This is a genomic window from Stenotrophomonas sp. 28608_Sma, from assembly GCF_056486185.1.
The window spans coordinates 2,505,546-2,528,017 of the sequence record NZ_CM151308.1 but is presented as its reverse complement, the minus strand read 5'-3'; the positions used below and the strand labels follow the sequence as shown (position 1 = coordinate 2,528,017).

The 22,472-nt window shown below is 65.6% G+C and carries 27 protein-coding genes and 1 pseudogene; 19 read left to right on the top strand and 9 right to left on the bottom strand.

Annotated elements, in window-relative coordinates; translation table 11 throughout:
- The first annotated feature begins 54 nt into the window (after positions 1-54).
- The 7 genes from ACZLHH_RS11915 (at position 55) to ACZLHH_RS11885 (ending at position 5,384) form a co-directional block, all read left to right on the top strand.
- A complete protein-coding gene (locus tag ACZLHH_RS11915) occupies positions 55-1,218 on the top strand; it encodes a zinc-dependent alcohol dehydrogenase (protein WP_180844341.1) in 1,164 nt (387 codons plus the stop codon).
- Positions 1,219-1,228: 10 nt separating this feature from the next.
- Positions 1,229-1,735, top strand: a complete 507-nt coding sequence (locus ACZLHH_RS11910; RefSeq protein WP_049463406.1) for a hypothetical protein — start codon at positions 1,229-1,231, stop codon at positions 1,733-1,735.
- A 102-nt stretch (positions 1,736-1,837) separates the two neighbouring features.
- Positions 1,838-2,779, top strand: a complete 942-nt coding sequence (locus tag ACZLHH_RS11905) for an acyl-CoA dehydrogenase middle domain-containing protein (RefSeq protein WP_180844274.1) — start codon at positions 1,838-1,840, stop codon at positions 2,777-2,779.
- Positions 2,767-3,525, top strand: a complete 759-nt coding sequence (locus tag ACZLHH_RS11900) for a PIG-L deacetylase family protein (RefSeq protein WP_180844273.1) — start codon at positions 2,767-2,769, stop codon at positions 3,523-3,525. Before ACZLHH_RS11905 ends, ACZLHH_RS11900 begins: the two co-directional genes overlap by 13 nt.
- Positions 3,522-4,109, top strand: coding sequence for a class I SAM-dependent DNA methyltransferase (locus ACZLHH_RS11895; protein WP_180844272.1), 588 nt, complete (start codon positions 3,522-3,524; stop codon positions 4,107-4,109). Before ACZLHH_RS11900 ends, ACZLHH_RS11895 begins: the two co-directional genes overlap by 4 nt.
- The gene (locus ACZLHH_RS11890; protein WP_180844271.1) at positions 4,106-4,798 is read left to right on the top strand and encodes a glycosyltransferase family 2 protein; all 693 of its coding nucleotides are present in this window, start codon (positions 4,106-4,108) and stop codon (positions 4,796-4,798) included. Before ACZLHH_RS11895 ends, ACZLHH_RS11890 begins: the two co-directional genes overlap by 4 nt.
- Before the next feature lie 157 nt (positions 4,799-4,955).
- Positions 4,956-5,384, top strand: coding sequence for a BLUF domain-containing protein (locus ACZLHH_RS11885; protein ID WP_180844270.1), 429 nt, complete (start codon positions 4,956-4,958; stop codon positions 5,382-5,384).
- Positions 5,385-5,496: 112 nt separating this feature from the next.
- Here the strand turns inward: ACZLHH_RS11885 and ACZLHH_RS11880 are convergent, their stop codons facing one another.
- Positions 5,497-5,889: a response regulator gene (locus ACZLHH_RS11880; protein WP_180837258.1), complete on the bottom strand. Its 393-nt coding sequence runs from the start codon at positions 5,887-5,889 to the stop codon at positions 5,497-5,499.
- Between the two features lie 204 nt (positions 5,890-6,093).
- On the opposite strand from ACZLHH_RS11880, the gene ACZLHH_RS11875 reads away from it, so the two are divergent.
- The 4 genes from ACZLHH_RS11875 to ACZLHH_RS11860 all read left to right on the top strand — a co-directional run bounded on the left by ACZLHH_RS11875 (position 6,094) and on the right by ACZLHH_RS11860 (position 8,622).
- Complete coding sequence (locus ACZLHH_RS11875) at positions 6,094-6,432, top strand: hypothetical protein (protein WP_180844269.1); 339 nt, start codon at positions 6,094-6,096, stop codon at positions 6,430-6,432.
- Positions 6,433-6,669: 237 nt separating this feature from the next.
- Complete coding sequence (locus tag ACZLHH_RS11870; RefSeq protein WP_180844268.1) at positions 6,670-7,137, top strand: BLUF domain-containing protein; 468 nt, start codon at positions 6,670-6,672, stop codon at positions 7,135-7,137.
- Positions 7,134-7,895 (top strand): DUF72 domain-containing protein, encoded by a 762-nt coding sequence (locus ACZLHH_RS11865; RefSeq protein ID WP_180844267.1) that lies wholly within the window; start codon positions 7,134-7,136, stop codon positions 7,893-7,895. The genes ACZLHH_RS11870 and ACZLHH_RS11865 overlap by 4 nt, the downstream gene beginning before the upstream one ends.
- Complete coding sequence (locus ACZLHH_RS11860) at positions 7,888-8,622, top strand: DNA-formamidopyrimidine glycosylase family protein (protein ID WP_071228247.1); 735 nt, start codon at positions 7,888-7,890, stop codon at positions 8,620-8,622. Before ACZLHH_RS11865 ends, ACZLHH_RS11860 begins: the two co-directional genes overlap by 8 nt.
- A 39-nt stretch (positions 8,623-8,661) precedes the next feature.
- On the opposite strand, the gene ACZLHH_RS11855 is transcribed toward ACZLHH_RS11860, so the two are convergent.
- From ACZLHH_RS11855 to ACZLHH_RS11840, 4 genes and pseudogenes are all read right to left on the bottom strand, one after another.
- A complete protein-coding gene (locus ACZLHH_RS11855) occupies positions 8,662-9,159 on the bottom strand; it encodes a YciE/YciF ferroxidase family protein (protein WP_049463394.1) in 498 nt (165 codons plus the stop codon).
- Positions 9,160-9,471: 312 nt separating this feature from the next.
- Positions 9,472-9,893 (bottom strand): annotated as a pseudogene (locus ACZLHH_RS11850) (low affinity iron permease family protein).
- Complete coding sequence (locus ACZLHH_RS11845) at positions 9,890-10,144, bottom strand: hypothetical protein (protein ID WP_180844266.1); 255 nt, start codon at positions 10,142-10,144, stop codon at positions 9,890-9,892. The pseudogene ACZLHH_RS11850 and the gene ACZLHH_RS11845 overlap by 4 nt, the downstream one beginning before the upstream one ends.
- Positions 10,145-10,269: 125 nt before the next feature.
- Positions 10,270-10,548, bottom strand: a complete 279-nt coding sequence (locus tag ACZLHH_RS11840) for a hypothetical protein (RefSeq protein WP_049463391.1) — start codon at positions 10,546-10,548, stop codon at positions 10,270-10,272.
- Between the two features lie 180 nt (positions 10,549-10,728).
- Between ACZLHH_RS11840 and ACZLHH_RS11835 the strand changes: the two genes are divergently transcribed.
- The gene (locus ACZLHH_RS11835; RefSeq protein WP_180844265.1) at positions 10,729-13,377 is read left to right on the top strand and encodes an excinuclease ABC subunit UvrA; all 2,649 of its coding nucleotides are present in this window, start codon (positions 10,729-10,731) and stop codon (positions 13,375-13,377) included.
- 106 nt (positions 13,378-13,483) lie between these two features.
- Here the strand turns inward: ACZLHH_RS11835 and ACZLHH_RS11830 are convergent, their stop codons facing one another.
- Entirely contained in the window at positions 13,484-14,437 is a 954-nt protein-coding gene (locus ACZLHH_RS11830) for an alpha/beta fold hydrolase (protein WP_180844264.1), read from the bottom strand.
- Positions 14,438-14,606: 169 nt separating this feature from the next.
- Between ACZLHH_RS11830 and ACZLHH_RS11825 the strand changes: the two genes are divergently transcribed.
- From ACZLHH_RS11825 to ACZLHH_RS11815, 3 genes are all read left to right on the top strand, one after another.
- Entirely contained in the window at positions 14,607-15,176 is a 570-nt protein-coding gene (locus ACZLHH_RS11825; RefSeq protein WP_071228241.1) for a TetR/AcrR family transcriptional regulator, read from the top strand.
- Between the two features lie 61 nt (positions 15,177-15,237).
- On the top strand, positions 15,238-15,714 hold the full coding sequence (locus ACZLHH_RS11820) for a nuclear transport factor 2 family protein (RefSeq protein WP_180844263.1): 477 nt from the start codon (positions 15,238-15,240) through the stop codon (positions 15,712-15,714).
- Between the two features lie 272 nt (positions 15,715-15,986).
- Positions 15,987-16,907 carry an MBL fold metallo-hydrolase gene (locus tag ACZLHH_RS11815; RefSeq protein ID WP_180844262.1) on the top strand — a complete coding sequence of 307 codons (921 nt, stop codon included), beginning with the start codon at positions 15,987-15,989 and terminating at the stop codon, positions 16,905-16,907.
- A gap of 115 nt (positions 16,908-17,022) precedes the next feature.
- Here ACZLHH_RS11815 and ACZLHH_RS11810 read toward each other — a convergent pair whose 3' ends face one another.
- The 3 genes from ACZLHH_RS11810 to ACZLHH_RS11800 all read right to left on the bottom strand — a co-directional run bounded on the left by ACZLHH_RS11810 (position 17,023) and on the right by ACZLHH_RS11800 (position 18,919).
- Positions 17,023-17,904 carry an RNA polymerase sigma-70 factor gene (locus tag ACZLHH_RS11810; protein WP_180844261.1) on the bottom strand — a complete coding sequence of 294 codons (882 nt, stop codon included), beginning with the start codon at positions 17,902-17,904 and terminating at the stop codon, positions 17,023-17,025.
- Positions 17,905-17,979: 75 nt separating this feature from the next.
- Positions 17,980-18,384 (bottom strand): cupin domain-containing protein, encoded by a 405-nt coding sequence (locus tag ACZLHH_RS11805; protein WP_132810124.1) that lies wholly within the window; start codon positions 18,382-18,384, stop codon positions 17,980-17,982.
- Between the two features lie 55 nt (positions 18,385-18,439).
- Positions 18,440-18,919: a carboxymuconolactone decarboxylase family protein gene (locus tag ACZLHH_RS11800; RefSeq protein WP_154349089.1), complete on the bottom strand. Its 480-nt coding sequence runs from the start codon at positions 18,917-18,919 to the stop codon at positions 18,440-18,442.
- A gap of 89 nt (positions 18,920-19,008) precedes the next feature.
- On the opposite strand from ACZLHH_RS11800, the gene ACZLHH_RS11795 reads away from it, so the two are divergent.
- The 4 genes from ACZLHH_RS11795 to ACZLHH_RS11780 all read left to right on the top strand — a co-directional run bounded on the left by ACZLHH_RS11795 (position 19,009) and on the right by ACZLHH_RS11780 (position 21,779).
- On the top strand, positions 19,009-19,317 hold the full coding sequence (locus tag ACZLHH_RS11795; RefSeq protein WP_087922603.1) for a sigma factor-like helix-turn-helix DNA-binding protein: 309 nt from the start codon (positions 19,009-19,011) through the stop codon (positions 19,315-19,317).
- Positions 19,314-20,345 carry a LysR family transcriptional regulator gene (locus tag ACZLHH_RS11790; RefSeq protein ID WP_180844260.1) on the top strand — a complete coding sequence of 344 codons (1,032 nt, stop codon included), beginning with the start codon at positions 19,314-19,316 and terminating at the stop codon, positions 20,343-20,345. The genes ACZLHH_RS11795 and ACZLHH_RS11790 overlap by 4 nt, the downstream gene beginning before the upstream one ends.
- 129 nt (positions 20,346-20,474) lie before the next feature.
- Positions 20,475-21,242 (top strand): SDR family oxidoreductase, encoded by a 768-nt coding sequence (locus ACZLHH_RS11785; RefSeq protein WP_180844259.1) that lies wholly within the window; start codon positions 20,475-20,477, stop codon positions 21,240-21,242.
- A 21-nt stretch (positions 21,243-21,263) separates the two neighbouring features.
- The gene (locus ACZLHH_RS11780; protein WP_180844258.1) at positions 21,264-21,779 is read left to right on the top strand and encodes an Ohr family peroxiredoxin; all 516 of its coding nucleotides are present in this window, start codon (positions 21,264-21,266) and stop codon (positions 21,777-21,779) included.
- Positions 21,780-22,472: the final 693 nt, after the last annotated feature.

Here is a 22,472-nt window from a genome sequence, read left to right as displayed (position 1 = left end):
GCAGGGGGAGGGGGGTGTTGCGATGCTGGAACCCCCTCTTGCTGGAGAACCGCGATGCAGGCATTGACCTACCACGGCCGCAAGGATGTACGCGTCGAGACCGTGCCGGACCCGGTACTGGCGGCTGATGACGATCTGATCCTGCGTGTTACCGCTACCGCCATCTGCGGCTCGGACCTGCATCTGTATCGGGGCAAGATTCCGGATCTGCACGATGGCGATGTTCTCGGCCACGAATTCATGGGCATCGTGGAAGAGGTCGGCAGCGGCGTTACTCAGGTAAAGCCAGGGGATCGGGTGGTGATTCCCTTCGTGATCGCCTGTGGTGAGTGCTTCCACTGTCGGCTGGCCGAGTATGCCGCTTGCGAAACCACCAATACCGGCAAGGGCGCGGCGCTGAATCAGAAGGGCCTTCTGCCGCCGGCCGCGCTGTTCGGATACAGCCATCTGTACGGTGGGGTTGCCGGTGGCCAAGCGGAGTTCGTGCGCGTGCCCAAGGCGAATGTGGGCCCGCTACGTATTCCGGAAGGCGTGGCCGACGAGCAGGTCCTGTTCCTGTCTGACATCCTGCCCACCGGCTACCAGGCCGCGCTGAACGCAGGGGTGAAGCCGGGCTCAACGGTGGCCATCTTCGGTGCGGGCCCGGTCGGGCTGATGAGCGCGGCCTGCTGCCGCCTGCTGGGGGCCGAGACCATCTTCATGATCGATCATCTTCGGTACCGCCTTGACTATGCGCGCCGCGCCTACGGGGTGACCCCCATTGATTTCAACGAGATCGAAGACCCGGCCGATTTCATCCTCGCCCAGACCAGTGGACGGGGTGTGGACGCCTGCATCGAGGCGGTGGGCTTCGAGGCCGAGGGCAGTGCGCTGGAGTCAGCGTTGACCGCCGTAAAGCTGGAAGGCAGCAGCGGCGTGGCGATCCGGCAATGTATTGCAGCTGCACGCCGCGGCGGGGTGGTCAGCATCCCAGGCGTCTACGCCGGCTTCATCCATGGCTTCCTGCTGGGTGACGCGTTCGACAAGGGGCTGACGTTCAAGATGGGGCAGACCCATGTGCAGGGACTGATGCCGGAACTGCTCGACGCAATCATGGAAGGAAAGCTGGACCCGGGCGACATCATCTCGCACAGGATGCGACTGGCCGATGCGGCGCAGGGCTACGCGATGTTTGACGCCAAGGACGACGACTGCCGCAAGATCGTATTGACACCCTGAGCATGCCGCCATGAGCGCGATCGTCATGGCATGCGTCTATGCGCTCTGGTTGGCCGCCGGTTGGCTCGACTTCCATTTCCACCGGCGTACCGACCTGCCGCACACCTCTGCGTTGCGGGAAAGCGCATTGCACGGGCTGCAGCTACTGCTGATTGGTAGTGGCGTGCTGGCATGGCTCCTGCTGGAGAATACCCGGTCACTCGTCGCGCTCCTGGCGCTTCTGGTGATCGCACACGCGATCACCGGCTATTTCGACACCGTCAGCGCGGACGGCCGCCGGCGTATCAGTCCAGCGGAGCAGCACGTGCACAGCGTGCTCGATGCCGCGCCCTGGGTTCTGCTGGGCTGGGTCGGCTGGCACGCGCAGCCGCGGTGGTCGCTGAGCGTGGATCCTGCGGCGCTTGAGGCCTGGTGGCTCGTGCTGTTGCCGGCGCTGGTACTGGTGGTGCTGCCATGGCTGTGGGAATTGCAGCAGTGCCTGCGCGTGAGGCAGCAACGGCGTGGGACAGGTGCGTGAGGATCACTGCGCGGGGCATTCATGTGCCCGCCACACCTCCAAGACAGTGATGTGACCGTCTGCCGCCTACGTTCATGACATATCTTCATTGCAGAAGCCCTCATGCAGGATGTGACGCCGCCATCATCGTTGATCAACCGCGCCCGCCAGGTGCTCGTCCAGCAGCCTGAACTGCCATGCCCGGGATGCGGGCAGACACTGGATCGTTGGAGGGCGCTTGCGGCGTTGGGGGGCGAAGATCTCTGCCTGGCCAAGGTGCTGGAGGCGCACTACGACGCGCAGGCGATCATGGCCGAGTTGAAGGCCCCGTCGGCTGCTGAAGGCCAACTGTGGGCGGTGTGGGCCGCAGAGGGCCCGGCGAGCACACTTCGCATCGACTCCGAGGGCAGGCTGCGCGGGGACAAATCCTGGTGTTCGGGCAGCGCCTGGGTGGATGCCGCATTGGTCACGGTTCGCAGTGCGCAGGGGGTGTGGCTATGCCAAGTGGCAGCGGAGCACTGGAGAATGCTGTCGGGTGAGCCATGGCCCGCCGTTGGCATGGCCGGGATTCCGTCCACCACCGTGCGCTTTGATGCCGCGCCAGTGGTGATATTGGGGGCTCGCGATGACTATCTGCAACGACCGGGCTTCTGGCATGGAGGCGCGGGTATTGCGGCGGTCTGGTTTGGCGCAGCGGTCGCGCTGGCCGAGCGCATGCGATCCGCCTGCACCGAGGGAAATCGCGCACGTCTACTGGGTGAAGTGGACCTCGCGTTGGCGCCGGCCGCGGCGCTGCTTCGCGAGCTGGCAGCACGCATCGATGCCGAGCCCGAATCGGCGCATCGCGAGGACGTGGTGCGGATTCGTTGCGTGATCGAGCGGGCGGCTACGCGCGTGCTGGATCTGGCGGGTCGGGCCCTGGGCCCGGCGCCCATGTGCCTGGAAGACGCCCATGCCCACCGCTGCGCGGACCTGACCGTGTTCCTTCGCCAGAACCACGCCGACCGCGATTGGGAGTGGCTGGGTGGGCAGCGGGCGGCCCAGGAGGCGACATGGGCGCTGTAGCCAAAGCACCGCTGCAAGGCGAAGGAACGCAGGAACAGGCGTGGCTGCGCTGCAATTGGCTCTGGCAGCAGCCGATTACGCCGGCAAGCGCGCTGTGCACCGGGCATGACCGCCTGGTGGTGGTCGCGCCGCACCCGGACGACGAGATCCTCGGCTGTGGCGGACTGCTCCATCACGCAGTGGGGCAGGGCATGGAGGTGAGCGTCGTTGCAGTGACGGACGGCGAAGCATGCTATCCGGGCGAGCCGTGGTGGACTCCAGCGCGCTTGCGGTCGGCACGGCGGGCGGAGCTTGCCGCGGCATTGGGCGAACTCGGAATCCCGGCCGGTTCCATATTTCACCTGGGTATCGCCGACGGCGCGGTCAGCACGCACGAACAGGGCCTGGAAGGCTGGCTGCAACAGCATCTGCAGCCGCGTGACCTGGTCCTGGCGCCATGGCGGTTTGATGGCCACCCCGACCATGAAGCGGCAGGGCGTGCTGCCTGCCGCGCCGCCCGGGCGGTGGGGTGCCGCCGCTTGGAGTACCCGGTCTGGGGATGGCACTGGTTGGATCCGGCCTGTGCACATATGGCGTGGGAGGTGCCCAGACTGGTCGACATTTCAGCAGTGGCGGCCGCGAAACGAAACGCGATCGCGCATTTCCGGACCCAGACGGGCGACGTGCCGGGCTTGAACAGCCCTCCGGTGCTGCCCGCGCATGTACTGACCCGATTCTTCCGAAACTACGAGGTATTCCTGGCATGAGCGCGCAACCGTACTTCGATGACCTGCATGAGCAGGAGGACCCGTTCGGCTACCGAAGCCGATGGTATGAAGAACGCAAGCGTGCACTGCTGCTGGCAAGCCTGAGCCAGCGCCATTTCATTCGCGGGTGGGAGCTGGGTTGTTCCAATGGCGTGCTGACCGAGGCCCTGGCCGCCCGCTGCGAGCGCCTTCTGGCAACCGACATCAGCCCGCGTGCTGCGTTCCAGGCGCGCCGCAACCTGGCCCACCTGCCGCACGTGCAGGTCCACTGCGCCAGCCATCCCGAGCAATGGCCGCCGGGCCGCTTCGATCTGATCGTCTGCGGCGAAATGGGCTACTACCTGGGAGCCGGCGCGCTGCGCGAGCTGCGCACCGGTATCGGGGAAGCGCTTCGTGATGATGGACTGCTGGTGGCCTGCCATTGGCTGCCCTCGTTCCCGGGGCGCGCGAGCCGCACCGAGGTCGTGCATCGATGCCTGGGTGAAGGCCTGCAGGAGGCCTTCCACTATCGCGACGCGGACTTCGTACTGCAGGGGTGGACGCGCGGCGCGCTGTCGTTGGCCCGTCTGGAGGGCCTGCGGTGATAGGCGTGCTGGTTCCGGCCCACAACGAGGCTGCCAGCATGGAGCGGTGCCTGCAGTCGATCAGGAGGGCGGCCCTGAATCCCGGGCTGGGGGGCGAAGCGGTGGAGGTGATTGTTGCGCTGGACGATTGTTCGGACGCCACGGAATCCATCTGCGCACAGCAACGGGTTGATACGCTGCGGTTGGATGCACGCTGCGTCGGCATCGCCCGAGCCGCCGCCGCCGCCGAGCTGCTGGGCCGGGGTGCAAGATGGCTGGCGAGCACGGACGCGGACAGCGAGGTACCTCCTGAGTGGCTGGTCGCACAGCTTGAGGGACGCTGGGACGTCTTCTGCGGGCTGGTGGACATCGCAACGAACTGCAGCGCCGAGGAGCGCCTGCGCAAGGCGTTCCGGAGGCGGCAGCAATGGGGGGACGATCATGGGCGTATCCACGGTGCGAACCTGGGTGTTTCCGCCCAGGCCTATCGTGCGGCAGGCGGCTTTTCGCCGCTGCACTGCGGGGAGGACGTCCAGCTGGTGAGGACATTGCAGCGTCTCGGCGCTGATGTGCGGTGGGCGGGTGCCCCGCTCGTCATGACCAGTGCCCGCCTGGCAGGGCGCGCGACAGGCGGGTTTTCAGCCTATCTGGCGGAGATGGGCGGGTTGGGCGCCGCCCCGGCGGCAGGCCAGCCGATCCTGTTGGCTTGAAAATCAGCCGCTTCGGCGCGCCATGGCAGGATGCAACGGAAATGCTGTTAAAAACCCCGGTTCGCCGGGCAATATGTGACCAATTCACGTTTGGCGTTTACGGTCTCTCAACGACACCGGCCTTAGATTGAGCGACCGGGAGAGCAGGAGCGCCACCATGCCGAACAGAGCCATTGTCTATGTCAGCGAAGCCGTCGCTGGATTCACGTCCGCGCGCCTGGAAGCACTGATGGAAGATGCGGCCCGCTTCAACCGATCAGCGGGTGTGACCGGCGTCCTTTTATTCGACGGCCGGCACTTCCTGCAATACATGGAGGGCCCCGCCGATGGCCTGGATGTGGCCTTTTCCCGCGTCAGCGGCGCCGGTAGCCACACCGCCCTCATGGAACTTGCTCGCGGGCGTGTCGGGCAACGGCGGTTGCCGTTCTGGCCAATGCGCTGCCTGCCAGTCCGTGCGGATGAGCTGCGGATGATCGCTCTTGCTGACTGGACCAGTTTCATCCAGCGAGCGGCGACGAACCAGGCGGGAGCTACCGCGATGGAAATGCTCCTCTCGATCGTCGAACCCTATGCTAAAGCGGCCTGACTGGTCGATGCGCTGCTGTAGGCCGACCCTCCCGAATTTCGCAGGGCGGCGCAGGGCAAGTGAAACGGGTTTTCCCTTGCTGACACCCCACTGAGTTGACTGCGACGCAGGATCAGTGCGTGGTCAAGGGCGTGCAGGCATCGCCCATTACGCGTTGGACGGCCTGCTGCAACTGGGCGATGTGGAAAGGTTTGGCCACGAAGGCCGCGCTTCGGTGGCGCTGCGGCACCAGTTGGTCATAGACCGCAGACACAAACAGGAACGGGATGCCAAGCTCGGCCAAGCGATCGGCAACCGGAAAGACCACGCCGTCACGAAGCTCCACATCCAGCACGGCGCCATCGAACGTCTGCTTCTCCAACAGCCCCATCGCATCAAACACGCTATACGCATGGGTTACCTGGCCCCCCCCGTCTTCGAGCGCCTGCTCCATCAGTGCGGCCAGATCGAACTGATCCTCCACCAGCAGCAGGTTGCACCTGCGCCGGCTCATATCGGGTTGCATGCGCGCATGCCTGTATTGCCTCGGGAACTGCAGTGTGTGCTGTGCTGCATCAAGGCTGCGAGTGTGGAATGTCAGCCCGGTGCGAAGCTGGGAAGGTGTCGCCAGTGCTGTCGAGGTGGCGTGGAAAGAGCCCGGTGTTTTTTGACGGCATATTGGCAGCGGCCATGGATTATTGCCGCCATCTTCGACACTGGAGCTTATGTCATGCATCGACCTGGAACCGATCCCGCTTCGCCACGCGTGCTGCGTGTCGAGAGCATGTCCCTGGACTGCGGTGGCACCGCCGTTGTTGTAGAGCTTGACCGGACACCCGAACGGTTATGGATGAAGTCGCTGAAGCGAGCCGTTCAGGCCAACACCGCCCTGGAGGGGGCGCAGGCCAAGTTCGATGGCCGTTTTGTGTATTTCGTGGGCATAGAGGAGAGTGGGAATCGCGTCCAGCATCACGTGATGCAGGCGCTGATTTCGGCGGAACCGGGCCGCGACCCGGCCAGGCCCAAGGGTTTCCCGGGCGCAGCACTCTCCAGCTCGATGACCGCCTGAGTGCGACCTGGGCCGATACGGCATTCCGCCTTGATTGCCACTGTCAGCCCATGCCGGCCGCCCTCGCGGCTGAAGCCCGCCATGTGCTGGCACGCGTGCGCACATCTGAAGCGCACGTTGCGTGTAGACGCGATGCGCAGCGGCCACGCCACAGCTCGACGCAACCTCCACACCGGTGTCACCGCGCGTACGATGCGCGTCGCTAAGGTAGGGCTGTCTGCAACAGCCGGTGGTGTCATGCCTCTTCGCGCAATTGCCTATGTAAGTGAAGCGTCCGACAGCCTGACTGCGGAACGACTGCAGCAGCTTGTGATGGACGCGGTGCTGTTCAATGAATCCGCCGATGTCACCGGTACGCTGTTATTTGATGGCAGCCGCTTCCTGCAGTACCTCGAAGGCCCCGAGGCTGGGGTCAACGCCGCGTACAAGCGGATCCTGGCAGCCGGCAGCCACAGCGGCGTGGTTGAGCTCAACCGGGGGAGGGTGGGGCGGCGGCAGTTCCCCCATTGGCGGATGTGCTGCGTGCGGGTGGATGAACTGGCGCTGGGAAAGATCGCCATCTCCGACTGGACAGGCTTCGTGCGCAGCGCATCGGCGCTGGATTCAGGCACCAGCGCGCTCGATCGCCTGTTGTGGGTGACGCAATCAAATCTGGAAGGCGTTGCCAGCCGCGCTATCGAACCTGACGGCTGGGTGGCGCGATGAATACAACTCCGTCGCCGTCTGGTCCGGTACGCATCGGTTGTGCCGGCTGGTCCCTGTCCCGGTCGGCGCAGGAAGCCTTTGGGCAGGGCAATAGCGTTCTTCAACGCTATGCCACCCGCCTGCCCATGGTCGAGATCAACTCCTCGTTCTATCGTCCGCACTTGCCCAGTACCTATGCGCGGTGGGCTGCGAGCGTACCGGACCATTTCCGTTTCGCAGTGAAGATGCCGCGCTCGATCAGCCATGAACATCGGCTTCGCGATGCAATGCCGCCGCTGCAGCGGTTCCTTGATGGGGTGCTGGCACTGGGTGACAGGTTGGGTCCGCTGTTGCTCCAGTTGCCACCCAGCCTGGCATACGAACCGGCGACGGCGGAGAGCTTTCTGCAGGGGCTGCGCGAACGCGTCCAGGTCGATGTGGCCTGTGAGCCGCGCCATCCCAGTTGGTTCACTACGGAAGCGGACGCCCTGCTGAGCGACCATGGTGTTGCACGGGTTGCAGCGGACCCGGCACGGGCGCCCTCAGCCGCGATTCCTGGCGGGGACCGCTCGTGGAGCTATTGGCGCTGGCACGGCCAGCCACAGATCTATCGCAGTGCGTACTGTGAACAGACCCTGGCGGAGTTGGCGCAACGGCTGCGGCGCGAAGCCGACACGCAACGATCAGTCTGGTTCGTACTGGACAATACCGCGCTGGGCCACGCCACAAGCAACGCCCTGCGCCTGCAGGCCTTGCTGCAGGAGGACGAGCATGCCTGAGGGCCCATCCATTGTCCTGCTGTGCGAGGCTGCGAGGCATTTCAAAGGGCACGTCGTCCGCGCGGTTTCAGGGAACAGCCGGATCGATCTGTCGCCACTTCAAGGACGCAGGGTGAAAGCCGTTCGAAGCTGGGGCAAGCATTTCCTGTTGGAGTTCAGCCACCAGACCCTGCGCATCCATCTGATGATGTTCGGCAGCTGGCGCATCGACGAACGGAAGCCAACCCCTGCGCGGGTGTCCCTGGGGTTCGACAATGGCGAGCTGAACTTCTATGCCTGTTCCGTAAAGCTCATTGGCGAGCCATTGGACGACGTCTATGATTGGCGCGCGGATGTGTTGAACGATGCCTGGGATCCGAAGCTGGCCCGGCGCAAGCTGAAGGCAATGCCGGACGTCCTGGTCTGTGACGCGCTTCTGGACCAGACTGTCTTCGCCGGCGTCGGCAACATCATCAAGAACGAGGTGCTGTTCCGCATAGGCGTGCACCCGGCCACTCGCTTGGGTAACCTCCCGCCGCGCGAGCTCACCGCCTTGATCACGCAGGCACGCACCTACAGCTTCGATTTCCTGGAGTGGAAGCGCCGCTTCGAGCTGAAGAAGCACTGGCAGGTACACACGCGCAGGATCTGCCCGGTCTGCGGTGGCCCGATCAGCAAGCTGTACATGGGCACCACCCGGCGGCGCACCTTCTTCTGCCCGAACGACCAGGTGCTGTACGAACCCTGAGGCCGCCTTCCATGGCGGCCGGGCTGCATTCCACGCGGCTCAGGCAGCCTGCGCGGCCTTGGCGTTGCCGCCGCCCTTGGCCAGCAGGGTGAGCTTTTCATCGGTCGCCTTCTCTTCCTCCAGCGTCTCCAGCAGCAAGGGGAGGGCATCCTTGTAGCCCAGCTGTTTGGCCAGCGCGGCGATGGTGCCGTAGGACGCAATTTCGTAATGCTCGACCTTCTGCGCGCCACCAATCAGCGCGGCATCACGCACAGGGCCCATGTCGATGCTGTCAATCACCTCCTTGCCTTCCTCTACAAGACCCTCCATCGCCGCGCACTTGATGCGCTTCAGGCGGATGCCAAGCACCTCCACCACCTGGTCGATGCGCTCGATCTGGCCCTGGGTTTCTTCCAGATGCGTTTCGAACGCCGCCGCCAGATCCGGATTCTCGGCCGCACGGGCCAGGCGCGGGAGGGCCTTGGTCAGCTGCTTCTCTGCGCTGTAAATGTCCGAGAGTTCGTGGATGAACAGGTCTTCCGCCGTCTTGATAGCCATAGGGGCTCCGCGTTGAGTGGAGCGCTCAGCGTAGGCGTCGCCCGGTTGCGCCAAAGCAGGGGCCAGGTGAAGGCTGCATGGGAACGTCAGCAGAAAGCCTGCGCGCCGTCTTCACGAAGCGGCGCCCGTCACCGTGTGTGGCTGCATTTCGCTGCCGGCAGGCCTTCGGCATGGCTTCACGATGGCATCGCAGCTTGGGACTGCTTGCGTCCCCGGTCGATGGCCTCCGTCGGAACAGCCCTGCAAGGCCCTGCCAGGCAGTGCCTTGCCCCAGGACATCCACACGCGGGTCTGCCGCCGTCGCGGCGCCCTTCATGCCTCGGCGGCCGCGTCCGCATCGCAGGGCATGCAACGCTCTTTCTTGAACCTGATGTCTGCAGCGGTCTTCGCCAGCGCCTCGTAATGCTGGCGTATCTCTTCAAGGTGAGCGGGCTCCATCGATTCCAGGTTCAACAGCTCCTGGTTGGCATCCTTGCTGACCCGGATCAGTTCATCCAGCTTGATGTGCAGCGCGGGCTATCGGCGTTCTGCGTATGCTGGATCAGGAACACCATCAGGAAGGTCACGATGGTCGTTCCCGTATTTACCACCAGCTGCCACGTATCATTGAAGTGGAAGGCCGGCCCGCTGGCGGCCCAGGTGATGATCACCCCCAGCGCGGCGACGAATGCGCCCAGGCTGCCGGACAATCGTGCTGTTGCGGCCGCCACACGGGCAAAACCGCGCCGGATCACGCCTCACCTCCCGCGGCCTCCTTATCCGTGCGGCGGTCTGGCAGCGTGACCCGCTCCCCAAGGCGCTTGGCCTGCTCTTCGGGGGTTGGTGCAGCAACAAAGGGAGAGATCGGGTCACTGGCGGGGAAGGTTTCCTGCAGCGCTTCGTCATGGTTGCGGCGGTTGTGCAGCTTCGCCTGCAGTGGACTGACAGGATCGGGATTCTGCGCTTCCGGGTCCGGGTGGGGAAGGTCTTTCTGATCACGTTGCATGGCGCGGTCTCCAGGTTGGGTGCCACGGCTCAGGTGGCGCGCCCAGCATAGGAACTGCATCGTGAGCGGCCCCATCAAGGGCGGAGCAACGTGGCGTCAAGCCTTCAGGCAAAGCGCGTTAACAATCAGCAGGGCGGGGGTGTTCGGGGTCGGCCGCGACGGCGCCAGGCCATCACCTGGCCCACCACGGCCGTCAACAGCAACATCGCATTGGTCACCACGAAGACGGTGCTGCCCAGCATCGCGCTGTATACCGTAAACAGCGCGGACGCGGTCATCTGGCCCACGAACAGCCACTTCGATACCGCCTCGGGGTTCGGCGACTGCCACTGCTTCACCATCTGCCGGATCAACGTCGCCATCAGGACCGCCGTGGCGATCCAGCCAAGTACATCGGGGTGCATGATCGCCTCCTAGCGTGCAGATGCCTCACGCTAGCCCTTGGCCGCGCAACGGCGTAGGAAGGGGAGGTGAAGGCGGCCTTCCACCTGCTGCGCCCTCACACCATTCACCCCGCAGCAGCGAGAATGGCCTACCGGGCGCGCCCATTGCACGGCCCGCCCACCGAATGCAGGAACGCTGAAATGTCCAACACCCCCTTTGGTGAATCGTCATGCGCTGCCGCCGCCAGCGGTTGCGTCGAGGTGCGTGGTGCGCGCGAGCACAACCTCAAGAATGTCGACGTCTCCATTCCGCGTAATGCACTGGTGGTGTTCTCCGGCGTATCAGGTTCCGGCAAGTCATCGCTGGCCTTCGGTACTGTCTTCGCCGAGGCGCAGCGGCGTTACTTCGAGTCCGTCGCGCCCTATGCAAGGCGCCTGATCGACCAGGCGGGCGTGCCCGATGTGGACGCCATTGATGGCCTGCCGCCGGCAGTGGCCCTGCAGCAGCAGCGCGGCGCCAGCAATGCGCGTTCATCGGTGGGCAGCGTGACCACGCTGTCCAGCCTGGTGCGCATGATGTACTCGCGTGCGGGGGCGTACCCGGCCAACCAGCCCATGCTGTACGCCGAGGACTTCTCACCCAACACGCCGCAGGGCGCCTGCAGCACCTGCCATGGCCTGGGGCATGTCTACGAAGTGACCGAAGCGCTGATGGTTCCGGACCCCTCGCTGAGCATCCGCGAGCGCGCCATCGCCTCCTGGCCGCCGGCATGGCATGGCCAGAACCTGCGCGACATCCTGGTCACGCTCGGCTACGACATCGACGTACCGTGGAAGGCGCTGCCGAAGAAGGACCGGGACTGGATCCTGTTCACCGAAGACGCGCCCAGCGTGCCGGTCTATGCCGGGTTCACGCCCGCAGAGACGCGTGCCGCGCTCAAGCGCAAGCAGGAGCCCAGCTACATGGGCACCTATACCGGCGCGCGCCGCTATGTGCTGCACACCTTTGCCAATACCCAGAGCGCGCTGATGCGCAAGCGCGTGTCGCGCTACATGGAAGGCCGGTTGTGCCCGGCCTGCCACGGAAAGCGCCTGAAGCCGGAGGCGCTCTCGGTCACCTTTGCCGGGGTGGATATCGGTGAGTTCATGCGGCTGCCGCTGGACCAGCTGGCGGCGCTGCTGGAGCCCATCGCACAAGGTGATTTCGGCGCGCACAGCACGGGCGCTCGCACCAACAGGAGCGCGACACCCCGCGATCGCGCCCGGAGGGCCGCGAGTGGCCAGGCGACCCATGAGGGTGCCCCCGATGTGCGTCTGACTTCCGCCCTGTCGGAAGAGAAGCGCCTGGCGGCACAACGATTGGCAGGCGGGGTCATGGCGCGTGTACGCCAATTGCGTGACCTGGGCCTGGGGTATCTCTCGCTGGACCGCGCCACGCCAACCCTGTCGGCCGGCGAACTGCAGCGCCTGCGGCTGGCCACCCAGCTCAGCTCGTTGCTGTTTGGCGTGCTGTACGTACTCGACGAGCCCTCGGCCGGCCTGCATCCTGCCGACAGCCAGGCGCTGTACGACGCGCTGGAGCGCTTGCGCGACGGCGGAAACTCGGTGTTCGTTGTTGAACACGATCTGGAACTGATGCGCCGCGCGCAGTGGCTGGTGGATGTTGGGCCAGAAGCAGGCGAGCACGGTGGCCAGGTCCTCTACAGTGGCGAGCCCGACGGCCTGCGCCAGGTTCCGGATTCGCGCACGGCCCTGTATCTGTTCGACCAGGTGCCGGCACCCGCCAGCCGCCAGCGCAGCGCGAACAGCTGGCTGGAACTGAAGGGCATCCACCGCCACAACCTGCAGGGCGTGGACGCACAGGTGCCGCTGGGGCTGCTGACGGCGGTGACCGGCATTTCCGGCTCCGGCAAATCCAGCCTGATGGCGCAGGCGCTGCCCGAGCTGTTGCTGCTGCACCTCGGGCATGAGCCTGCCGACGACAACGCCGATAGCGCGCCCACCGACGGACCGACCGTGATCGAAACGACGCGGGGCACATTGGCAGGCGATATGGACGCGATCCAGCGGGTGGTGCAGGTCGACCAGAAGCCCATCGGCCGCACGCCGCGCTCCAACCTGGCCACCTATACCGGGCTGTTCGATCACGTGCGCAAGCTGTTCGCCGCAACGCCGGCCGCGCGCCGCCGCCGTTTCGATGCCGGCCGCTTCTCGTTCAACGTGGCCAAGGGCCGGTGCGAGACCTGCGAGGGCGAGGGTTTCGTCAGCGTCGAACTGCTGTTCATGCCCAGCGTCTATGCGCCGTGCCCCACCTGCCACGGTGCGCGATACAACGAAGCGACGCTGAAGGTGCAGTGGAATGACCGCAACATCGCCGAGGTCCTGCAGATGACGGTGGACCAGGCGCACGCGTTCTTCAGTGAAGAGGATGCCATTGCGCGCCCGCTGCAGTTGCTGCAGGAAATCGGCCTGGGCTACCTGCGGCTGGGCCAGCCGGCCACCGAGCTTTCAGGTGGCGAGGCCCAGCGCATCAAGCTGGCCACCGAGCTGCAGCGCAGCCAGCGCGGGCGCACGCTGTACGTGCTGGACGAGCCCACCACCGGCCTGCATGCATCGGACGCAGACAGGCTGCTGGTGCAGCTGCAGCGGCTGGTGGACGCCGGCAATACCGTGGTGATGATCGAGCACGACATGCGCGCGGTTGCACAGGCGGACTGGGTGATTGACATAGGCCCCGGAGCTGGCGGGGCAGGGGGCACCATCGTGGCGAAGGGAACACCGCAACAGGTGGCGCGCGCCAAAGGCAGCAGGACGGCGCCGTACCTTGCGAAGGAGCTGGCGTCCCTGTAGCGCCGAGCCATGCTCGGCTATCGATGTCCGGCGCCGGAAGGCCAGCATCGAGGCAGCGCCTTTCAACAGGAAATGGGCTCCGGCACATTGCCGGAGCCCGGGTTGCTTACTTTTCCTGCAGGAACGTCAGCAGGTCCTGGTTGACCCTGTCCTTGTGGGTATCGGTCAGGCCATGCGGCGCACCCGGGTACACAATCAGCTTGGCGCCCTTGATCAGCTTCGCCGACTGGCGGCCCGAGATGTCGATCGGCACGATCTGATCGTCGTCGCCGTGAATGACCAGCGTCGGCACATCGAACTTCTTCAGGTCGGCGCGGAAGTCGGTAGCCGAGAACGCGGCGATCGAATCGTAGGTGTTCTTGTGGCCACCCTGCATGCCCTGCGCCCACCAGGCATCGATCAGGCCCTGCGACACCTTTGCACCCGGGCGATTGAAGCCGTAGAACGGCCCGGACGGGATGTCCTTGTACAGCTGTGCGCGGTTGTCCATCTGCGCCTTGCGGATGCCATCGAACACTTCCATCGGCAGACCATTGGGGTTATCGGCGGTCTTCAGCATCAACGGCGGCACCGAGCTGATCAGCACCGCCTTCTTCACCCGTCCGGTGCCATGACGGCCGATGTAGCGCGCCACTTCGCCGCCGCCGGTGGAGAAGCCCACCAGGGTGACATCGTGCAGGTCCAGCATGTTGATCACCGTGGCCAGGTCATCGGCGTAGTGATCCATGTCGTTGCCATCCCAAGGCTGGCTGGAACGGCCATGGCCACGACGGTCATGGGCGATGACGCGGTAGCCGTGGTTGGCGAGGAAGATCATCTGCGATTCCCAGCTGTCCGAGTTCAGCGGCCAGCCGTGGCTGAAGGTGACGACCGGGCCATCCTTCGGGCCCCAATCCTTGTAGTAGAGCTGCACGCCATCGGTGGTGGTGATGTAGCTGGCGGTGCGCGCGATGCTGGTGATTGCAGCCGGCTTGGCCGGTTCGGTGGCCTGCGCGGACAAGCCGGCCTGAACCGAGAGGGCGAGGGCGGCAACGGCCAGGGTACGGGCAAAGGTGTTCATGCGAGGCGTCTCATGGGTGGGTGGTGAGACGTACTTTGCGACCGAAATCAGGCGCCTGGATGATGACATGTACGAATTTCTTGATAGATCGTCCTGCGCGAGCTTGCCCGCGCGAGAGGTCGCCGCGCCACCCGTTGACAGGGTAGAACGCTCGTTCTACCTTGGCGTCGTGAACACAACTACCTCCGATACCCAGCAGAAGATCCTGGCCACGGCCGAGGCGCTGATCTACCAGAACGGGATCCACGCCACCGGCATGGACCTGCTGGTGAAGACCTCCGGCGTTGCCCGGAAGAGCATCTACCGGCACTTTGAAAACAAGGACCAGGTGGCCGCTGCGGCATTGAACGCGCGCGACGTGCGCTGGCTCACCTGGTTCCAGCAGGAGTGCAACAAGGCCGACACCCCGGAAGCGTGCATCCTCGGCATGTTCACCGTGCTCAAGGGCTGGTTCCAGTCCGAGGGCTATCGCGGCTGCGCCTTCATCAACACCGCAGGCGAGGTCGGCGACCCCGATGATCCGATTCGCCACATCGCCAAACATCACAAGCAGAAGCTGCTGGATTACACGCTGGAACTCACCACGCAACTGGATATCCAGCAGCCGGACGCACTGGCGCGGCAGCTGCTGGTTCTCATGGAAGGCGCCATCACCGTCTCGCGCGTGATGGGCGACTACAACGCCGCAGACACTGCAAGGGATGTTGCAGAAGTGCTGTTGGAGCAGGCCAGGCGCTGACGTCTGAGTCATCAAAATCCGTCGAAGCACCCCGTTGATCCATTTGATTGGAGGCCCCACCGTGTCCACTGAAGCACCCCGTCCGCCACTTCCCCCGTTCACCCGTGAATCGGCCATCGAGAAAGTACGCCTTGCCGAAGATGGCTGGAACTCCCGCGATGCCGACAAAGTGGCGCTGGCCTATTCGCTCGACACCGAGTGGCGCAACCGCGCCGAATTCACCCATGGCCGCGAGGAAGCCCGGCAGTTCCTGGCCCGCAAGTGGAACAAGGAACTTGAGTATCGGCTGATCAAGGAGCTATGGGCCTTCACCGACAACCGTATTGCCGTGCGCTACGCCTATGAGTGGCATGACGACTCCGGCAACTGGTTCCGTTCCTATGGAAACGAGAACTGGGAATTCGGCGCCGATGGATTGATGCAGCGCCGCTTTTCGAGCATCAACGACGTGCCGATCAAGGAAAGTGATCGCAGGTTCCACTGGCCGCTGGGGCGTCGCCCCGATGATCATCCGGGGCTGTCTGATCTGGGTATGTGATTCGCATTGCTTCCCGGAATGCAACATCACGTCCCCCTCCACGGGCCTACCGCAGCAACGGTGTGCTGCCTAGGCTGATCGCACACGGCATATGCCGTGTTCCGGGCCCACCGCTTGCGCAGTGGCCCGCCTTCCCATGAACCCTGCAGCGCTGGCCTGCCAGGCATCGTGCCCTGGCAACGCCACGCCCTGCGCCGTGGGAAAGCGCCCGGAATCGTTCCGCGCCAGCCTTGCATCGCTGCCCGCCCAATGTCCCTTCGTGGAGATCCCTCATGTTCAGTCTGGAAAACACCGCCGCGCCCATTGCCCCCGCCCTCGATGAACTGGTGCCCTCGCGCTACGCCCTCAAGGTGGGCGACGTCGAAGTGCTGGTGATCAGCGATGGCGTCCTGCCGTTGCCCACCCAGATGCTCGGCCACAACGTTCCGGCCGCCGACCGTGCCGAATGGTTCGAAGAGATGTACCTGCCGCAGGATGCCTTCGACTGGGCATTGAACGTGATGGTGGTGCACAGCGGTGATCGCACCATCCTCATCGATGCCGGCCTGGGCATGGACCCGGACCTGCAGCTGCCGCGCGCCGGCCAGTTGATCCGCCGCCTCGGTGCCGCCGGTATCAACCTGGGCGAAATCACCGATGTGGTGATCACCCACATGCACATGGACCACGTCGGCGGGCTGCTGGTTGAAGGCGTGAAGGAACAGCTGCGCCCGGACCTGAAAATCCACGTGGCCGCGGCGGAGGTGGAGTTCTGGAAGTCGCCGGACTTCAGCCGTACCAACATGCCGCAGGGGTTCCCCGATGCGCTACGCGCCACGGCCAAGCACTTCTGGGCCGAGTACAGCAGCTACGTGCACACCTTCCAGGACGAACAGCAGATCGCGCCGGGCGTGATGGCCCGCCGAACCGGAGGGCATACCCCGGGCCACTGCGTGGTGCGCGTGGCGTCTGCCGGGCAGGCCCTGACCTTCGCCGGTCACGCGGTGTTCGCGGTCGGCTTCGACCAGCCGAACTGGCACAACGGCTTCGAGCACGACCCGGAGGAATCCGCGCGCGTCCGCATCGCCCTGCTTAAGGAACTGGCAGGCACCGGCGAAATGCTGGTGGCCACGCATCTTCCGTTCCCGTCAGTGGGCCGGGTGTCGCTGGAGGGCGAGACCTTCCGCTGGGTGCCGGTGTTCTGGGACTTCTGATCGGGTCCTGCGGCCGTTGCGCAGGCAGACGTTCACGATCGGGGCGCATCGGCGCCCCGGTCGAATCCCGCAAGAACGAGGTCGACAATGGATGCCATCCACGCGTGGCGCGGATCTACTGGATGGAGGTGGGCAGTGCCAGCCGCTGCAGCTTGTGCGGGTTGCGCTGCACCAGGATCTGCGTGATCCGTTCGCCATCGGTCTCGAAGGCCATCGCCGCTTCCAGCTCGCCATCGAAATAGCGCAGCAGTCCCAGCCGTCCGTTGAGCATGGCCGGCACCATCCGCAATTGCGCGCTGCGCCGCAGGTGCGGGGCATACAGCAGCTGGGCAATGCGTGCGCCCCCGACCATCGGTTTTGGGAAGCTGGTGACGATGCCACCGCCATCACCCACCAGCTCGGCCGACTCGGCCATCAGCGCCTTCATCGTACGGAAATCGCCGCTGGATGCGGCCTCAGCGAAGCGGCGCAGCAGTTTCTGGTGCACCTCCTGCGGAACGTTGTAGCGCGGGCGCTCCTGCCTGAGCTGCAGGCGTGCGCGATGTACGATCTGCCGGCAGGCGGCTTCTGTCTTGTCCAGGGTGCGCGCGACCACCGCGTAGTCCTGATCGAACACGTCGTGCAGCAGGAAGGCTGCACGCGCATCCGGGGCCAACCGCTCCAGCACGCTTAGGAAGGCGACCGACAGATCGCTGGCGGTTTCCAGTACATATTCAGGGGTGCTGGTGTCATCGGTCAGCAGCGGTTCGGGCAACCACATGCCGACATAGTGTTCGCGCGTATGCCGTGCCAGGCGCAGGCCATCAATGGCGCGACGGGTGGTGGTGGCCACCAGCCAGGCTTCGGGATTCTCAATCTGTGACGGGTCGGTGCCATGCCAGCGCAGCCAGACATCCTGCACCACGTCTTCGGCTTCGTGCGAAGACCCAAGCATGCGGTAGGCCACGCCGAACAGGCGTGGGCGGAGGCGTGAGAACAGCGCAGTGGATTCGTCCATGCCAGCGTAGACGGGACAGGTCCCCGGATTGTGACACCCGGGGACCTGTCGTTGGTGCCAGCGCCGGACGTGCGATCAGTGCGGCGGCAGAACCGCCGGCTTGCCGATGTCCTTGATCAGGAACACCACGAACTTCGCCGGCTCGGTAGCGCTGGCGTTACGACCCACGGTGTGCAGATCGGCCGGGCCTTCATGGAAGGCCTCGCCCGGGCCGAGGGTGACTTCCTTGCCGCCGGCCACGCCCATCACGATCCGTCCTTCCAGGACATAGACGAAGCCATGGGCATCGTGGCGGTGCACCGGATCGGCGCCACCCGGCGGGTATTCCACGGTAAGGATCAGCGCTTCCTTGCCGGGCTGCTCCGGCAGGGCGCGGGTCATCACCTCGCGTACCAGGGGCTCGGGCGCAGCAGGGGGCGGGGAGGCGGCAGCGCTGCACAGTGGCAGCAACGCAAGCAGGGCCAGAACAGAACGACGCATGGCAGGTCTCCAGTGCGGTAGGGGAGGGCCGCTGCATGGGGCAGCGGCGGAACGATCAGGCCAGGCCGGCCTTGTCCAGGCCAAAGGCCGCGTCCAGGGTGCCGGGCGTGGTACGGAAGGCGACGTTGGCGCGGTTCCAGGCGTTGATCGCCATCACCGCGTGGGTCAGGTCGACGATCTCCTGCTCGGACAGCTGGCCGCGCACACGCGCGTACAGCTCGTCGGGCACACCCTGCGCCGGCAGTTGAGTCAGCACCTCGGTCCAGGCCAGGCAGGCGCGCTCGCGCGGGCTGAACAGCGTCGATTCACGCCATGCCGCCAGGTGATGCAGGCGCAGCGGGCGCTCGCCGCGCAGGGTGGCCTCCTTCACGTGCATGTCCAGGCAGAAACCGCAGCCGTTGAGCTGCGATGCACGGATGTTGACCAGATCGATGATGGCCGCTTCGATCGAGGCGGTATGGGCGGCATGCGAGTACAGGCCGAGCTTCTTGAACAGTTCCGGCGATTGCGCGGCGTAATCCAGACGTGCGGTCATGGCGTGTTCCTGTAGCGAGTGAAGGACACAGCGAGGCTAGGCCTGCGACCGCACTGCCGGTAGGCCGGGGCCGGGCCGCATGCTGTTGCATGAAAAACACCAATGGCCTGTCACAGCGGCCGATGCTCGGCCGTCTGCCGGGCATGGACACCTCAACGCACCTGCGCACCGCATTCCGCCCTGCCAGTGAGCAGGTCTGGCAGACCTTCCTGGCTGCACTGCGCGAATTGCCGCCCGATGCACGTGCGGTGCTGTTGCTGCACGACGTGCTGGGCGCCGGGTTCGAGGACATCGTGCCCCTGCTGGGGCTCGACCTTTCCGCGTGCAGACAGCGCCTGGCGCTGGCGCGGAACCACCTGCACGCACACCGTGCCCGCCTGGAGCCAGGCCGCCCATGAACACCGCACAGCCCAGCCCGGCCAGCGACGGCCACGATGCGCTCAATGCATCCTTCTCCACCAGCTACGCCGGCGTGCTGGCCTTCATTGCAGTGGCGGCCGAGGGCAGTTTCGCCCGCGCGGCCGACCGCCTCGGCATCGGCCGTTCGGCCGTCAGCCGCAGCGTGCAGAAGCTGGAAAGCCAGCTGGGCGTGCGGTTGTTCCTGCGCACCACGCGCTCGACCACGCTGACCCGCGAAGGCGAGCTGTTCCTGGAGGGCTGCAACCCGGGCGTGAACTGCATCCTGCAGGCGCTGGAGGAAATGCGCGACCTGCGCGAGGGCCCGCCGCGCGGGCACCTGCGCATCAGTGCCAGCCACGGCTTCGGCCGGCGGGTGATCGCCCCCTTGCTGGCCGCCTTCCGCGCCGAGTACCCGCAGGTCTCGGTAGAACTGCTGTTGGACGAGCAGGCCCCCGACCTGGCCGGTGACCGCATCGATGTGGCGTTCCGCGATGGCCTGCTGGAAGACAGCCAGGTGATCGCCAAGCAGCTGGTGCCGATGCAGATGGTGGTGTGCGCGTCACCGGCGTACGTGCGGGCGCAGGGTCTACCGGCCTCGGTGGATGCGCTGTCCACGCATGCCTGCATCGGGCGGCGCCTGCCGGGTGGGCGCATGCAGCCCTGGGAATTCCGGGTCGACGGCACCGATGTGCACCTGCAGCCGCCGGCCGCACTGGTGTTCAACGATGCCGATCTGGCCCTGCAGGCCGTCATCGACGGGCTAGGCATCGCCCAGCTGCCCAGCTATCAGGTGCGTGAAGCATTGTGGGCGGGCAGGGTGGTGACCTGCCTGGATCGGCATGCCCCGCTCGATCGCGGCCACTACCTGTGTTACCTCAGCCGCCGCCAGCTTCCCAAGCGCGTGCGGGCCTTCATCGACTTCAGCACGCAGCGGGTGCGCGCGCTCGAGCTGGATGTGATCTCGCATTGGGAAGCGCGCCAGCAGGCCACGCCCATGAAGCCAGGCGCACAGCCCGCCTGGGCCTGAACGCATTGGTGCGTGCCGGGCAACAGTGCGCGCCCCAGCGCGGACCTACTGCCCCGCACCCACGCTGCCTACGATTCCAGCATGCCCGGCCACAGCCGGTCGCCCCTTCTACATTCCAGGAGACACGTCATGAAATTCCTCGTCATCGGTGGTACCGGCCGCATCGGCAGCAAGGCGGTTGAGCGCCTGCGCACCGCCGGGCATGACATCGTGGTGGCCGCGCCCTCCACCGGCGTGGATGTGCTGACCGGTGAAGGCCTGGACGCCGCCATGGACGGGGTCGACGTGGTGGTGGACCTCGCCAACTCGCCCTCGTTCGAAGATGCGGCAGTGCTTTCGTTCTTCGAGACCGCTGGCCACAACGTCCTGACCGCCGCCGCCCGTGCCGGCGTACGCCACCACGTTGCGCTTTCCGTCGTAGGCACCGACAAGCTTGCGGCCAGCGGCTACTTCCGCGGCAAGATCGCCCAGGAGCGCCTGATCCGCGATTCGGGCCTGCCGTACACCATCATCCATTCCACGCAGTTCTTCGAGTTCCTGCCAGGCATCATCCAGTCCGCCGGCGAGGGGGCGACCCTGCGGCTGCCGGCCGCCGACGTACAGCCGATTGCCGCCGAGGATGTTGCCGCGGCGGTGGCACGCATCGCGCAGCAGCCGCCCCGCAATGGCGTCGTGGAAATTGCGGGTCCCCAGCGCGCCGCGATGGCGGATCTGGCCAGGCAGTATCTGCAGCGGACCGGCGACCCGCGGCAGGTCGTGGCAGACGCCGAGGCCCTGTACTTCGGTGCGCCGCTGCAGATCGATACGCTGGTGCCGGTAGGGCAGGCGTGGCTGGGGCAGATCGGCTTCGACGCCTGGCTGCAGCAGTCCGGCCTGTTGCAGCGGCAGCCCGCCTGAGCGGCCATCGATCGCCTGCCAATGACCGAGCTGAAGCCACCTTCGCCCGCCATGCTGGACCGCTACCAGGGCGACGACGTGCAGCCGCTGTACACCGGCCGCGTGCGGGTGAGCGGTGGCCAGGCCCAGCACGGGCGCGCGTCCGGCGTGGTGCGATCGGACGACGGTGCACTGGCGGTGGACCTGCGCCTGCCGCCGGAATTCGGCGGGCCCGGCGGTGGCTCCAATCCCGAGCAGCTATTGGCCGCAAGCTACGCCGGTTGCTTCCACGGCGCCATGGTACTGGTGGCCGCGCGTGCCGGCCTGCTGCTGCACAACCCCAGCGTCGAAGTGGCGGTCACCTTCGCCCGTGATCCGGCAGATGGGCTGTACCTGCTGTCGGCCGAGATCGTGGTCCATCTTCCCGGCATGGATGCGAACCTGGCCGGCGAACTGGTGCGCAATACCGAACGCGTCTGCCCATACGCCAAGATGTTCCATCGTGGCATCAGCCATGTGGTGCATGTTCGCGTCGGCTCGCAGGGTGCGCCTCTGTAGAGTCGAGCCATGCTCGACTATTGCCTGCCATGGGCCTGGCCCTGGGGGCGTTGGCCTGCTATGTGCTGCTCATCCTTCTGGCGTCTTCCCGCAGTCGATCCACACGGCAATGAGTCCAGCATCACGCACGGCCGTGGCAGCTCGCCCGGACCACAGCGCTTGCTGACCACCGACGCAGCACCGTATCCGAGCGCCGCATGGCGCAGTTCCGCAGACCAGCCCACGGCGCGCTTTGGGCCTGTCTGGGCGGCTCGACTATTGCCTGCCATGGGCATGGCCCTGGGGGCGTTGGCCTGCTATGTGCTGCTCATCCTTCTGGCGTCTTCCCGCAGTCGATCCACACGGCAATGAGTCCAGCATCATGCACCGCTGTGGCAGCTCGCCCGGACCACAGCGGTTGCTGACCATCGATGCGGCACCGTGTCCGAGCGCTGCATGGTGCAGTTCCGCAGACCAGCCCACGGCGCGCTTTGGGCCTGTCTGGGCGGCTTTATCTGGGCATCAATACGCTGTCCACCAGGCGCACGTTTGCCAGAGGCGGCGTTGAAGATGACCGGCCAGCAGGCTCGGCCGATGATGCCGGCACACCCTGGACTGGCTTCACAGATCTGTACTACCCAGCCGGGCATAGTGACCCTTGTGTAGTTTGAGCGCGTCCATCCAGCCACGGGGTTTCCCCGAACGCCAGGAGGT

What these genes read in the sequence shown, in the direction of transcription:
- ACZLHH_RS11915 (WP_180844341.1), top strand. Translation starts at nt 55, where the DNA reads ATGCAGGCATTGACCTACCACGGCCGCAAGGATGTACGCGTCGAGACC.
- ACZLHH_RS11910 (WP_049463406.1), top strand. Translation starts at nt 1,229, where the DNA reads ATGAGCGCGATCGTCATGGCATGCGTCTATGCGCTCTGGTTGGCCGCC.
- ACZLHH_RS11905 (WP_180844274.1), top strand. Translation starts at nt 1,838, where the DNA reads ATGCAGGATGTGACGCCGCCATCATCGTTGATCAACCGCGCCCGCCAG.
- ACZLHH_RS11900 (WP_180844273.1), top strand. Translation starts at nt 2,767, where the DNA reads ATGGGCGCTGTAGCCAAAGCACCGCTGCAAGGCGAAGGAACGCAGGAA.
- ACZLHH_RS11895 (WP_180844272.1), top strand. Translation starts at nt 3,522, where the DNA reads ATGAGCGCGCAACCGTACTTCGATGACCTGCATGAGCAGGAGGACCCG.
- ACZLHH_RS11885 (WP_180844270.1), top strand. Translation starts at nt 4,956, where the DNA reads ATGCCGAACAGAGCCATTGTCTATGTCAGCGAAGCCGTCGCTGGATTC.
- ACZLHH_RS11880 (WP_180837258.1), bottom strand. Translation starts at nt 5,889, where the DNA reads ATGCAACCCGATATGAGCCGGCGCAGGTGCAACCTGCTGCTGGTGGAG.
- ACZLHH_RS11875 (WP_180844269.1), top strand. Translation starts at nt 6,094, where the DNA reads ATGCATCGACCTGGAACCGATCCCGCTTCGCCACGCGTGCTGCGTGTC.
- ACZLHH_RS11870 (WP_180844268.1), top strand. Translation starts at nt 6,670, where the DNA reads ATGCCTCTTCGCGCAATTGCCTATGTAAGTGAAGCGTCCGACAGCCTG.
- ACZLHH_RS11865 (WP_180844267.1), top strand. Translation starts at nt 7,134, where the DNA reads ATGAATACAACTCCGTCGCCGTCTGGTCCGGTACGCATCGGTTGTGCC.
- ACZLHH_RS11860 (WP_071228247.1), top strand. Translation starts at nt 7,888, where the DNA reads ATGCCTGAGGGCCCATCCATTGTCCTGCTGTGCGAGGCTGCGAGGCAT.
- ACZLHH_RS11855 (WP_049463394.1), bottom strand. Translation starts at nt 9,159, where the DNA reads ATGGCTATCAAGACGGCGGAAGACCTGTTCATCCACGAACTCTCGGAC.
- ACZLHH_RS11845 (WP_180844266.1), bottom strand. Translation starts at nt 10,144, where the DNA reads ATGCAACGTGATCAGAAAGACCTTCCCCACCCGGACCCGGAAGCGCAG.
- ACZLHH_RS11840 (WP_049463391.1), bottom strand. Translation starts at nt 10,548, where the DNA reads ATGCACCCCGATGTACTTGGCTGGATCGCCACGGCGGTCCTGATGGCG.
- ACZLHH_RS11835 (WP_180844265.1), top strand. Translation starts at nt 10,729, where the DNA reads ATGTCCAACACCCCCTTTGGTGAATCGTCATGCGCTGCCGCCGCCAGC.
- ACZLHH_RS11830 (WP_180844264.1), bottom strand. Translation starts at nt 14,437, where the DNA reads ATGAACACCTTTGCCCGTACCCTGGCCGTTGCCGCCCTCGCCCTCTCG.
- ACZLHH_RS11815 (WP_180844262.1), top strand. Translation starts at nt 15,987, where the DNA reads ATGTTCAGTCTGGAAAACACCGCCGCGCCCATTGCCCCCGCCCTCGAT.
- ACZLHH_RS11810 (WP_180844261.1), bottom strand. Translation starts at nt 17,904, where the DNA reads ATGGACGAATCCACTGCGCTGTTCTCACGCCTCCGCCCACGCCTGTTC.
- ACZLHH_RS11805 (WP_132810124.1), bottom strand. Translation starts at nt 18,384, where the DNA reads ATGCGTCGTTCTGTTCTGGCCCTGCTTGCGTTGCTGCCACTGTGCAGC.
- ACZLHH_RS11800 (WP_154349089.1), bottom strand. Translation starts at nt 18,919, where the DNA reads ATGACCGCACGTCTGGATTACGCCGCGCAATCGCCGGAACTGTTCAAG.
- ACZLHH_RS11795 (WP_087922603.1), top strand. Translation starts at nt 19,009, where the DNA reads ATGAAAAACACCAATGGCCTGTCACAGCGGCCGATGCTCGGCCGTCTG.
- ACZLHH_RS11790 (WP_180844260.1), top strand. Translation starts at nt 19,314, where the DNA reads ATGAACACCGCACAGCCCAGCCCGGCCAGCGACGGCCACGATGCGCTC.
- ACZLHH_RS11785 (WP_180844259.1), top strand. Translation starts at nt 20,475, where the DNA reads ATGAAATTCCTCGTCATCGGTGGTACCGGCCGCATCGGCAGCAAGGCG.
- ACZLHH_RS11780 (WP_180844258.1), top strand. Translation starts at nt 21,264, where the DNA reads ATGACCGAGCTGAAGCCACCTTCGCCCGCCATGCTGGACCGCTACCAG.